Annotated in this window: 11 protein-coding genes; 10 read left to right on the top strand and 1 reads right to left on the bottom strand. The window is 52.1% G+C overall.

The genetic code is table 11. The features are described 5' to 3' along the window. Window positions 1-470 precede the first annotated feature (470 nt). The 7 genes from MWU62_RS02225 to MWU62_RS02195 all read left to right on the top strand — a co-directional run bounded on the left by MWU62_RS02225 (window position 471) and on the right by MWU62_RS02195 (window position 5,777). Window positions 471-1,859, top strand: a complete 1,389-nt coding sequence (locus tag MWU62_RS02225; RefSeq protein ID WP_247113218.1) for a hypothetical protein — start codon at window positions 471-473, stop codon at window positions 1,857-1,859. Window positions 1,860-2,211: 352 nt separating this feature from the next. Beyond that, complete coding sequence (locus tag MWU62_RS02220; protein WP_247113217.1) at window positions 2,212-2,724, top strand: hypothetical protein; 513 nt, start codon at window positions 2,212-2,214, stop codon at window positions 2,722-2,724. Window positions 2,725-3,338: 614 nt separating this feature from the next. Then, the gene (locus MWU62_RS02215; RefSeq protein ID WP_247113216.1) at window positions 3,339-3,758 is read left to right on the top strand and encodes a hypothetical protein; all 420 of its coding nucleotides are present in this window, start codon (window positions 3,339-3,341) and stop codon (window positions 3,756-3,758) included. A gap of 148 nt (window positions 3,759-3,906) precedes the next feature. Beyond that, entirely contained in the window at window positions 3,907-4,149 is a 243-nt protein-coding gene (locus MWU62_RS02210; protein ID WP_247113215.1) for a hypothetical protein, read from the top strand. Beyond that, on the top strand, window positions 4,146-4,787 hold the full coding sequence (locus tag MWU62_RS02205) for a hypothetical protein (RefSeq protein ID WP_247113214.1): 642 nt from the start codon (window positions 4,146-4,148) through the stop codon (window positions 4,785-4,787). The genes MWU62_RS02210 and MWU62_RS02205 overlap by 4 nt, the downstream gene beginning before the upstream one ends. A 510-nt stretch (window positions 4,788-5,297) precedes the next feature. Then, window positions 5,298-5,552, top strand: coding sequence for a hypothetical protein (locus MWU62_RS02200; RefSeq protein ID WP_247113213.1), 255 nt, complete (start codon window positions 5,298-5,300; stop codon window positions 5,550-5,552). Window positions 5,553-5,564: 12 nt separating this feature from the next. Continuing rightward, the gene (locus MWU62_RS02195) at window positions 5,565-5,777 is read left to right on the top strand and encodes a hypothetical protein (RefSeq protein WP_247113212.1); all 213 of its coding nucleotides are present in this window, start codon (window positions 5,565-5,567) and stop codon (window positions 5,775-5,777) included. A 397-nt stretch (window positions 5,778-6,174) separates the two neighbouring features. Here the strand turns inward: MWU62_RS02195 and MWU62_RS02190 are convergent, their stop codons facing one another. Further along, window positions 6,175-7,203, bottom strand: a complete 1,029-nt coding sequence (locus MWU62_RS02190) for an integrase domain-containing protein (RefSeq protein ID WP_247113211.1) — start codon at window positions 7,201-7,203, stop codon at window positions 6,175-6,177. Window positions 7,204-8,078: 875 nt separating this feature from the next. On the opposite strand from MWU62_RS02190, the gene MWU62_RS02185 reads away from it, so the two are divergent. The 3 genes from MWU62_RS02185 (at window position 8,079) to MWU62_RS02175 (ending at window position 12,286) form a co-directional block, all read left to right on the top strand. Beyond that, complete coding sequence (locus MWU62_RS02185) at window positions 8,079-8,261, top strand: Arc family DNA-binding protein (RefSeq protein WP_247113210.1); 183 nt, start codon at window positions 8,079-8,081, stop codon at window positions 8,259-8,261. Window positions 8,262-8,345: 84 nt separating this feature from the next. Beyond that, window positions 8,346-11,618, top strand: a complete 3,273-nt coding sequence (locus MWU62_RS02180) for a helicase-related protein (RefSeq protein ID WP_247113209.1) — start codon at window positions 8,346-8,348, stop codon at window positions 11,616-11,618. Then, window positions 11,615-12,286, top strand: coding sequence for a DUF4391 domain-containing protein (locus MWU62_RS02175; protein ID WP_247113208.1), 672 nt, complete (start codon window positions 11,615-11,617; stop codon window positions 12,284-12,286). Before MWU62_RS02180 ends, MWU62_RS02175 begins: the two co-directional genes overlap by 4 nt. Window positions 12,287-12,294: the final 8 nt, after the last annotated feature.

Raw genomic sequence — 12,294 nt, 5'->3', positions numbered from 1 at the left:
AATCGACTGCGGGATTGGTGAGCCAAATGCTCCTGAGCAACGAGTTATCGCAGCTTAGGTATCGGTCAATACCACAGAGATTGCCGAGGGATCGATCAATGAAAATGCAGCGCGCAAAAGGCGCTTGGGTGAGATTTTCCGGATTCGTTTGAAAGATCATAACCTGAGAAGTAAATGAGTTTTGAGCGCTTCGATGTTTGCCCACTAAACAAAAGCGAACATTCGAGTCAGAGTTTTGCTCTAGAGCTTTCAAGCTAATCACAGCCATTGCACCCAGTATGATTGGCGGAGCAGATTGTAGACACTAAATGATTACATGGCAGATAGAACCATGCTCGGCTAAGCTATTGTTTTTTTAGCTTTATGTGCAGCGCTATTGATGGTTCAAAGTCAGTAATAATGTCGCAGTCAGATTTCTGCAATGACTAAGCGTGCTGCCCAATTACTTTCAGGCCTCGGACCCAAAATCAATGAAAGACCTAAGCCACCACGCTGAAATGTTTTCTTTCGATGCTGAGATGACGGATTCAGATGGCAGAAAACTATCTATTGACTGCAAGGTTGTGCTGCCAACGATATGGGGAGATAACGCTGATATTGAAGTAGCCGTTCCTCATTCCGTGATGCCAATCAGAGGTTTTGAGAACCCCTGCGAATTGAACCTAGTCTGCAGTGATCCTGTGTTCCGAGTCGAACTCAATGATCTCTGGTTTCGGAATTTACCCACTTCGGTATATCCCTCAAGGCTTCACGGGGCAGCGCCAATCAAACTGACGCATATTTCGAGCATGCGGGTTGTGAAAGAATTGTCACAACCCACGAACCTCTTCAACATTTACATCTCTAGTCCGGACATGTTGAAAAATGTAGGTAGTTGGAAGCCCAGTGAGAAAATGCTCGAAGAATTGGCGGCTTTTCGTTGCCCGAAGCTTGGGCATATCCGATTAAAACGCTATTGGGTGACAGCCGGTCTTAACGGCACAGAAGGCTTATTATCGAGAACGGGGTTTTTGCTTGAGGCCACGCCGTCAAATGGCAAGTTAGCTCCGCAGGATATCTTGGGAGGCATCGATTCCGTCTTGAAATTGATGTCCGTGTTTTTCCGTCAGAAAATCATGGTTCTTGGGTGGGAAGTCCTCCACGAGGGGGCGCATGAGCGATTTTGGCAATATCCATTGGAGCCGCCTCGAACGACTTACGTGAGCGTCGAGCCAAAGCGTTACTTGGTTAGCATCCGCTCACTGTCCGAGCGGATGGAGGCTGCGCTCGCTGCGTACCACGACCTAGATGATCTGGAGCGGAAATTTGTCGATGATTTGAGCTATAGCCTTCGTCCAGTCGCCAAAATCGGTGATGGTGAGTGGTTTATGGCGATGTTCAGAGACCTCGAATCGATCGCTGGTAAATCCGCATCCTCGCAACCACTTAGTGAGGGCGAAGCTAGAGCGGTAGATGAGTTGCGCAGCCTGGCAGACTCTTTTAGTGAGGATTGTTCCGAGATGTCGAAGCGTATCAACGGCTTTGCTAAAAAAATGGAAGGAGGAGTCCCACCTGTAACCGAGAGCATTTCCAGCTTGTTTCAAAGATATGCTGTTTATAGCTCTGATCTTTGGGAGGTCAGCGGAAGCAAAGGTCTCGTAAATATCAGAAACAAGTTAGCCCACCGAGGCCCCGGGCGGGTCCATCACCAAGGGCTAGCCGTTGCGACCCTCCACTTATCGTTGTTAAACGAGCGACTCGTGCACTGTATTCTTGGACTCGAAATTTCCGGCGACGAATTGCACTCTGGAAGGGACGAGTGGTTGCAAGGTGCTTACGTAGAGAACGTCAAAAAATATGTATTTGATGTAGCGCGCTAAATTAGGCGCATATGGCGCAACGGGGCAATACAAGGCGCAGCAGTTCGCGGGGATTTTGCCCCATTACTACAGATTGTTCTAATAAAGGAGTGGAATATCTCCCGGAGGAAGCGTTGGTCTATCCGCTTGAACGTTCGCTTTGCGACCGTCCCAGGCCTCTCCAACTCTTAACAGAAGCGAACATTCGCCGTACCCCAGTGCTGGCTTGTATCTCCACTAGAGTTCATAAAAATCTAGGTCGGGGTCATGAGTCGGATTTTTCCAACTCTGGGTGGACCTAACACGGGGTCAGGGGCACGGCCCATCAGGCAATCGCTTTGATCTTTTTGGTTGTGTGCTAGGTTGTCGGGAAGTGACTCAATTCAAGAATCTGGATGATGCCGTTATGTTCAAAACCCTGAAATCCCTATTCTCCAAAACCGATGAACTCAAGCCTGACGAATACACCGTTTACACCGTCCACGGGGGTAGGGAGTACGTCAGCCATGACGGGCTGGGACTGAAGACGCCTCAGCCAGAATCGGAGCCCGAGCCAGTTCCAGAAACAATGGTGACATTCCCCGACTGGCAAGATATCAGCCAGGCGGGCGGTTTTTTCGAAGATTCAGAGACGGAGTCTGTGATCGATGATGAAAGCCTGTTCACAGGCGGCTTGCTTAATGATTACTCCGGCCTATTAGGCAATGACGGCAGTATCGCAAGCGGTGGCATCAACCCCGCGACCGGGCTGCCTATGGCCGGCAGTATGATTGATGTCGGCGGTAACGTTTACGGAATGAGCGACGACAGTATGAGCATCGGGACTGGGATGGATAGCGACTTTGGCATAGACACCTTTGGTAGCTCCGATGATGGTTTCTTGTAGCCTTCCCTAAATTCCGGCCTGCCGTTCAATCTTCGCCGCGTTCGGTACTTACATAACGCCTGAACCACTCCATCTGGCGTCGGTTCCACTGAGCGTGGCCGGCGCCGAACACCTCATCTGGACTTATCTTTTTTCCGAAACACTCTGCGCACCTTTTTCTCAATAGAATCCGAGAAGTACAGGCTGGTGAGAAACACTAAGGTGACGGAGAGGAAAAAGGCTGAAAAAAGCGTAAAACGCCAGTTCCATACCCACGGTTGCCCTTGCCAGAAAGTAAGGAGATGTCAGATAAAAGAAAACCCCGGGCAGCCAGGCTACGCGGGGTTTGATCTTTTGCCTATGCCGTAGGCTTTCGGTCGACCCCCGGAGAGGAGGCGGTGCGGTTTGGATGCACCTTGACCCCGTGATCGACTGCCGGTGTTTAAGCCATCGCCGGCTGAGCTGCCCCTCGATTAACCTCGGAGCCGGGTTGCTTTTTCGTTTGAGCATTGCAAATGCGTTCGTTGCGTTTTGCTGCTTGATGGTCGCCATCATTGCACAGGTTTTCAGAGATGCAACACTGAAACTTAACGCTGCAGCATTCGGCTGCTTTCGAGTCTTTCCCGGAGTTGTTCATGATTGATCGCGTTCCCAGTTTCCTTGAATCTCGTTTTTTCGAAATTTCCGCATCTTACTTTCGCGGGCTGGTGATCCTTTCTGCAGTGGCGCTTGGGGCTGCATTCACTTACAGAGCCCTCTCTTCAATCTTTGCATCCTACGCCGGTGTCGATCTGGCTCAGCAGGCGCCATGGTTCGAGCCGGTCTTCCAGGTAGTGGCCACGGCGCTTGTGTGCGTCTTCTCGACTTACACGGTGAACAAAATGCTCGGCAAGGAAAAACAATTTCTCTGGTACTGGCCAGCCGTTGTGGTTTGCTTTTCGCTCATTTTAACCGCGTTCATGGGCTCGGAATGGTCGTTTTCGGAGGACGCGCAGCGCACAGGCGCGGTGGTCTTGGGTGTGGTCGTCATGCTCCGACTCAGCGACGAAAAATGAGGCTGAGCTGCTCCCAGGGCAATCGCTATGATCTCCGGCGCTTTGTGTTACTTTCCCAAAATGTAACGAAACAAACTATTCAACCAATCGTTGAGCGTGGATGACCTGAAGCGATTCCGCGCCGACAATTCCGAAAAGGAGCCGACTCATGAAAGTAACTTTTGACGTTGAGTGGTGGTCAAAGTGCACCACATCGGACACAGGCGAAGGACCGGTCGCAGACCGTCACAGAGAAGCGCTGGCGAAAACTGCCGCTCGGGTGATCGCTGATCAGGTAGCGCAGGGCGCTACTGAAGGAGACCTACACGAGGTCGTCTTCGATACCCCGGATAAAACGGATAGGGGTTCGCACTACAGCGGTATGTGGTTCCTGGTCAGGGCCGCCTGGTGAGAACCAGTACGTTATTAGACGCCAATGGCACGTTCACCGTGCCTTTCTTTCACGGCACCAGCTCCCTGTTTCTCCCCGATATCTATCGATTCGGTCTGGGCGGTCAGGATGTTGTGAAGGAAAACGGTTGGGTTCAGGCGTTTGTCGATCTGTTCGAGTTCGCCGACCGGCAATTGCACGATCAGCCGCTCTGGATCGATAACCGTCACAACCTGCTGCCTGTCGTCGAACAAGGACTCACTTGCGACGGTAATCGGCACAATTATCAACACGGAGAGACCTACATCTGCCCCGAAGAGAGGGTCGCGGCACGTTACGGGTTCTCTGAAGGCTGTGAGCTGCTTCACTATATAAAGAATCTCATTCACCTTCTTCAGTTAAAAACAGGCTCGCTTGATTGCTTGGATGTGCTGCCCGGGCCATTGGTCTCGATACTCAAGAGCGAATATCAGCCACTGCTCTTCCAGATCGATGGGTTAAGTTTTCACGAAATCGCCACCGAAAACGGTGACGATAAGATGGAAACGCTTGATCGCTACGAGAAGATCCGCGGTACCGGCCAAACCGCCGTCGACCTGATCAACTGGAAACTGTTGAAGCCGATTTCGGTTGAGCGATTGAGCGTTCGGCAGCTTTAATTGGGTTTTTTATTCCAACTGAGCAAATCGATGCGACGCCAGAATGGAATCCGGATGATGGTGAGCCGCCATTGAGCGTTTCAGAGGCCTATCGCCTGCTCAATGGTTGGGGCTCCCTCGCATAGAGCCCGGCGTCAAAGCCGTTGTTTGCTCAATTGCAGTTTTCAATTGATTAATCAAAGAGAGAGCAGCCTTTGCGTCCCGCTCTGCTTTCTACAAGAATTGGATTCAGTGGCAATCGACTAGGATACCGCTCCTTCTTTTCATTTTTTGATGAGACTCCGCAGTGTTTGAAGTCCCTCTTTGGTCTCCCACTTCAAAGCAGGAGGATGGTTATCTAACACCTTGATCGGCGATGAAAGCCAGCGATCCGCTGTAATCTGATCGCCCTCGAAGAGCTTCAGAATATCATGACAAACCCGCTCCCCTAGCCAGTTGCTTGGTCAAACCGCGACTTCATGTATTGTGGAATTCGACAGGTCAAAAATCTAATTTCACAGGAGTTTCATTATGAGAAATGCACTCAACGAAATCAGCTCATTGCTGAGAGAAGCACTTGCGGTTGCGGAAACCATTGATCCCTTCAAAGGTGCTACGGCGTCACTGACGCTGTCTTGTTTCGACGGCAGCACCGCCACTATTACAGAGACACTCGACAACTCCGGCGATGACACAGACAACATCGGATCTTCAACCACGCAAACGCCGCCCCAAAAGTCATTGGTGGATCAGTTGGGCGACATTAAAAAGAACAACTGGTTCTGAGGAGAGCTAACTATGAAATCAATGTTCGAAGCAAAGCGTTTGGCCGCCGCACTTGCGGCGGAATTCGGCTGCGGCGACTTGCATATCAATGTCCAAATGGAATGTGGTGAAGATTGGCTAAACATCGATATGTACCAGAACGCCAGCGAACCGGGTCGCCTATTGGCGCCTGTCAATTGCGGTGCTGAAGTGGGTTTGATGAACGAATCAACCACACTGCACTGAGCGCCGATATACAGCCCCGATCACATTCTAGTGGTCGGGGCAGTTTTTCTCTCGCCAATACTTTTTGGACCGTTTGATTCCGACCTCTCCGGGGCGACCGCCTCGTTCCGTCGCGGGTTTGATTCCAAGAGCGCCCAACCAGGTTCCGGGTCGGCCCAGCGCTCGAACAATTAGTCCAAGTGCCCGCATATATTCCCGTTGAGTCGATGTTGACTTCGAACGGTCTGGCAACCAGACATTCCGGAAATACTGGCAGTGTTTCAACTTAATCTGTTCTGGTCGGGTTACGTGAGGGAATTGCTCCTCAATAACCGCGAAAATTCGATTTATCCGATTGATATACCGCCTCCGCTCCGTTTCGCCGAGTGAGCTGAAATCCAACCGCTTAAACAGATAGTCAAGCTGCATTGCGCATGCCTCCCACGTATGCACTTGCGACTGATACGCGGTTGTGGCCCAGCTGCCGTGCGACTTCTTCTCTGGCTATCCGGTCCATAACTTTATCGCGGATCGGTCCTTTCAACGGTGACGGCCCACCCATCACCTCTTCATAGATATCCTGGGCAAAACCTGCCCTGAGCTCCATAAATTGAGGAATTCCGGATGATCGCAAAAATTGCCGGCACGGATTGATTTCTGTCCTCAAAAAAGACTTTACCGTGTCGGTTTCCGACAATAAATTCCTAGATCCTTCCGGTCGAACTTCGATGGCGTAATTCAGTGCTTCCATACGAAATTCATTCACTTTGATGGAGCGGTCTTTCGCTTTTCTGCCGCCTTTGCAACCCTCAAGAATGGCTGCCTCTTCAGTAACTTCGATTTCGCGCTTCATACGATCAAGATCCTGAAGGATGCATTCCCTGACCCGCATACCCCAGGCACGAGCCAACAGAATCAAAGCAGCGCCACGCTCAAATCCAGCAGCGATTGCCACGTTGGCTGCGTACCTTGCATCCACCACATCTACCTTAATTTCTTTGGTCCGAACCGATTTCCTGCAAACCCCCAGAACTTCCCGGGCCGATACTTTCAGAGTGTCATCACCACGAAATGCGCGCATGACGGTGTTAACCGTGCTGATGGCATTGTGCGCGTATGCGACACTGATTTGCTCATCAACCTCCCCATCAGACCACTCGTAATCAGAACTCAGTCTGGCTTTGATGTAGGCCCCGAATTGAAGAGTGAATTCCCGATCGATTTTTCGAGCGTCGTTCATACCATGGCGTTTGCAATAGCTCACGAACACACCCGCCCGACGCTTGTGAGTCGCTCTCGTGTTGAAGTGGCTGTCCCGACCGTAGTGCTGATCTAGGGCCTGATGAATAGCCTCGCTCAGTTTTTTGCCATAGCCGTAGTTTCGCCGGTAATCCGGCCTCCTCCGCTTTGCAGAGCGGCAACCTCGTTTAACAGATTTATTACTCATACCTTCCTCCTTTCTGTTGAAAACTCATGAATACAGGGTGCGTGGCAAACCATGCGGAATCTGGGGCAAAGAGCCGGTTCCCACGCTGATGCTCCGCCCCGTAGTCCGCATTAAGTGTGACTGTGCCAAGGTCCAGAGGGCCCTGACGGTGGGAGCATCCATCGTGCTGCTGTATCAGCACTGTTTCGTCTCGATTGCGAGCCGTGAACACGAGGTCGAGAATCGACAGGGTGTACGGGGAGCGGCATCTCGTCATCAGCGAGATATCACAACGGAGGATTTGCCAAACGGCGGAGGGATGACCGGAGAGGTGAGCAGCCAACGATGATGCGCTGGTAACGTTCCCTGTTGCTCAATTGCGGAGTTAACGTAAACCTTTTCCGCAATTTTCGGTCATTGGTTAGGCCTGCAACTTACTGATATTAGTATTTTTGCAAGCCTCTTTCCTATTTCCATCTCACTATGTAAACAGCAGCACTGCTGAGTGGTCAGTGATCGGGTTTTGGTCGGGCGCCAGGTAAAAAACGCACATAGGAAGTAAGGTGGCGTGGCCACCATTTGTAGATAATGGATCGTGAATGATCCGTTGGAAGGGGTGATCACGAGGATCGTTTTTGAGTCCGGCAAAGCCGGGAACAATTGCTGATTGTTTTGAATGCCCAGCTAGCAACCCCCTATCCGAAAAATGGAAGGGAGGAATTAAGAGTAAGTCTGGCAAAACGTTCTGCAGATCTCAACGCGAGAAAACACGAATTTTCCGCGTTAACTCAGGATTGCTGTGAAAAATTCATCCAACAAAATCCCACGTGGCGAACTTGCCCATGCAAAAACAGCAACCTACACTGCATGCATTGTATGCATAGGAGGCCAATGCAATGGCGATGCTCACGGTTCGCAATCTACCCGACGAAGTTCACCAAGCCCTGCGTGTGAAAGCAGCCATCAACGGCCGCAGCATGGAAGCAGAAGCCCGAGCGATTCTAAAGAGTGCTGTGCTGGCCGGTGATCCGAGCCAACCTACGAAGCCAGTCACCAGCGAAATGGTCAAAGCTCAGTAGAATTACTCTTGTCGGTCCAAAGAAATGGGTCGCCTAAGCAGACAACAGTATATGGGGCGGGCATGCCCACAGGAGTGGCAAGTTTTGGAAATGATCGACAACATCAACCGCCTGCTGGGCGATGATTTAAAAGAAACCATCATCCCAGGTGCCCGCCTGAAAATTGCGGCTTCTTGCTTCTCTATCTATGCCTTCGAAGCGCTGAAAGCCGAGCTGTCTGATGTGGAAAGCCTGCAGTTCGTGTTCACCGCCCCCACGTTTGTACCCACCGAAGTGACCGACCGCCTGAAAAAGGAGCGCCGGGAATTCTTTATCCCCAAATCTCAGCGTGAAAGCGGACTTTACGGCACCGAGTTTGAAATTCAGCTGCGCAACAAGCTCACCCAGCGTGCGGTGGCTCGGGAATGCGCCCAATGGATACGCGAAAAAGCGAGGTTCCGCTCCAATAAAACGAAGGCTCCAATGCAGTCCTTTGTCCACGTGGCCGGGGGCGATAGCCGTGTTGCGTACATGCCGGTCAACGGCTTTACCACCGTGGACTTGGGTTATCAGCAGGGCAATGCCGTCTCCAACTTCGTTACCCGCATGGACGAGCCGGCCCACGCTCTAATGTACCTGCAACTGTTCGACCAAATCTGGAACGATCCCGATAAGGTGGAAGATGTTACTAGCGCCATTTGCGACCACATTGAATCCGTCTATCAGGAGAATGGCCCCGAGCGCATCTACTTCATTATGCTCTACAACATCTTCCACGACTTCCTGGAGGATGTAGATGAAGATGTATTGCCCAACGACCTCACGGGATACCGCGAGAGCCTGGTCTGGAACAAACTGTTCAACTACCAGAAAGATGCCGCAACCGGGATTATTAACAAGCTGGAAACCTATAGCGGTTGCATCCTGGCGGACAGCGTCGGCTTGGGTAAAACCTTTACTGCGCTGGCGGTGGTCAAATACTACGAGCTGCGCAACAAGTCGGTATTGGTGCTGTGCCCAAAGAAGCTCGCGGACAACTGGCGCAACTTCAACAGCAACCTCACAACGAACATCTTCGCCAAAGACCGCTTTAACTACGATGTGCTTTGCCATACCGATCTGTCGCGCACTGGCGGGGAATCCTTTGGCATTCCCCTGAACCGAGTCAACTGGGGCAACTACGACCTGGTCGTCATCGACGAGTCCCATAACTTCCGCAATAACGATGTTTATAAAGACCGGGAAACGCGATACCAGAAGCTGATGAATAAGGTCATCCGCGCCGGTGTAAAAACCAAAGTGCTGATGCTGTCAGCCACTCCGGTCAACAATCGCTTCAACGACCTGCGTAATCAACTGGCTTTGGCTTACGAGGGACAGTCAGAAGCACTTGGCAAACACCTAAAAACTGAAACCAGCGTAGAAGAGATCTTCCGTCAGGCTCAAAAGGCCTTTAACGAGTGGTCGGCACTGCCACCAGAAGAGCGCACAGCGGCCTCAATTCTCCGGGCGCTGGATTTCGACTTTTTCGAGCTCCTGGATAGCGTAACGATTGCGCGATCACGCAAGCATATCCAGACCTTCTACGACACCACGGATATCGGGCCGTTTCCGGAACGGCGCAAGCCATTATCGTTCCATTGCCCGATTACTGAGCGGTCGGATGTCGCCGACCTGAACCATATTTTCACCGAGCTATCCCTGCTCAAGCTGGCCGTGTATGCGCCCATCAGCTACATCCTGCCAAGCCGTATCCGCAAATACGAAGAACTGTACGACACCCAGGTCGAGGGCGGTAAAGGCAAGCTGCGCCAGGCTGACCGCGAACACAGTCTGCAGGCGTTGATGACAACCAATTTGCTCAAGCGGTTGGAAAGCTCCGTCGCAGCTTTCCGGCTAACGCTAGCAGCCCTCAGGGCCAATATCACCCGCACCCTGGACGCTATCGAGGGATTTGAATCCAGAGGTCAGGCGATTCAGATTGGTGACTACCTGGATAATCCGGGCGGCTTTGATAGTGATGATGAAGATCTGACCGGGCTGGACGAATTCACTGTCGGCAAAAAGGTACAGATCAGCCTCGCCGACATGGATCTTCCCTCATGGCGCCATGACCTCGATTCCGACCTGCTACTCATCGACGGGCTGTTAGAAGCCATGCGCAAAGTGACGCCGGCCGATGATGCCAAGCTCCAACACCTGCTACAACTGATCAACGGTAAGCTCGAAAATCCACTCAACCCCGGCAACCGCAAAGTTCTGATCTTCACCGCCTTTGCCGATACCGCCGACTACCTCTACGACAACCTGGCCCCCATGGCGCGGAAATTGGGGCTTCACGTCGGTAAAGTGACCGGATCGGCCGCGCCCAAGTCAACGCTGCACAAGGCCTACGACTTCCAGAGCCTGCTCACCCTGTTCTCCCCCCGCTCCAAAGAAAAGGCCATCGCACTCCCGAATGAGCCGAGTGAGTTGGACATTCTGATTGGTACCGACTGCATTTCCGAAGGCCAGAACCTTCAGGACTGCGATTACCTGATCAACTACGACATTCACTGGAATCCCGTGCGCATTATCCAGCGCTTCGGCCGGATCGACCGTATCGGCTCGCCCAACCAACAGATACAGCTGGTCAATTATTGGCCGGACATCAGCCTGGACGAGTACATCAACCTGAAGGAGCGGGTGGAAAACCGCATGGTGATTGCGGACGTGACCGCCACCGGCGATGACAACGTGCTCACCGCCAAATCCAGTGAAATTGCTTACCGGAAAGATCAGCTCAAACGCATGCAGGAGGAGGTGATCGAACTGGAAGACGTCAAAGCCGGTGTGTCGATTACCGACCTGGGCCTTAATGACTTCCGCATGGACCTACTCAACTACGTGAAAGAGCACGGCGAGCTGGAAAACGTGCCCTTTGGTATGCACGCTCTCGTGCCAGCCCAACCGCAACTGGGCATAGAGCCGGGCGTGATCTTCGCACTGAAAAACATCCACGACAGTGTGAACGTCAACCAGCAGAATCGCCTGCACCCCTATTACCTAGTGTATATTGGCGACGACGGTGAGGTGGTCGCAGACCACACCGAAGTCAAACGCTTGCTCGACCTCGTCCGTAGCAGCTGCAAAGGCAAAATGGAACCGATTCCCGACCTGTGCCACAAGTTCAATGCACACACGGATGACGGACGCAACATGAAGCGCTACTCAGATCTGCTCAGCCAGGCCATCCGCAGCATGATTGACGTTAAAGACGAAAAAGACATCGACAGCCTGTTCGGTGGTGGCCGCACCACTGCGCTGACCAATACCATTAAAGGTCTGGATGACTTCGAACTCATTGCCTTCCTGGTCGTCGAAAGGCAAGGTACATGACCCTGTTTGCCTGGCCTAGGACAGCTGCCTTTGACCGGGTGGTACCCAAGCGCAAGATATACGAATATGGGGCCGTCGGTAGTGCCCTGAAGGAGCGTTTTGTACAACAGGTGGAGCAGATTACCTGGGCCTACAAACTGGCCCCGGAGACGGTCAACCTGCCCGCCACTAAGACAGTGAAGGAGATTCAGGTATTCCGCATCACGCTCAAGGGCACCGAACTGGATCGGGACGTGCTCAAGGCAATTGACCGGGCGATTCCTTTTCCACTAATTTTCGAGTTAATACAAGGCGCGCGGATTAAGGTAGCAGCCACCTATAAGCGACCAGCCCAGAACCCGAAGAATGAGGCGGACAGCAGCCACTCAGTGACGGGCAATTACTTCGAGACACACTGGTGGCCGAGGGACATTCTACGTCAGACCTTACCGGTGGCGCTGGATATGAACGGGCTTTACGAACAACTGTTGCACCACTTGATTCCCATACCTTCACGGCCAGAGGAGTCATTAGCTGACGCGGTGGACCGTGTAGAGCAACTACAGGCCAGGCAACGGCAAATAGACAAGATCACAGCTCGGTTGAAGCGCGAAAAACAGTTTAATCGCAAGATTGAAATCAATGCAGAATTGCGGCGAATGAAAGCTGAGCTTGAAGGGTTAAAATAACCAAGAGT

The sequence above is a fragment of the Marinobacter sp. S6332 genome (assembly GCF_023016045.1).
Classification (GTDB): Bacteria; Pseudomonadota; Gammaproteobacteria; order Pseudomonadales; family Oleiphilaceae; genus Marinobacter.
This window is presented reverse-complemented; position numbering and strand designations above follow the sequence as displayed.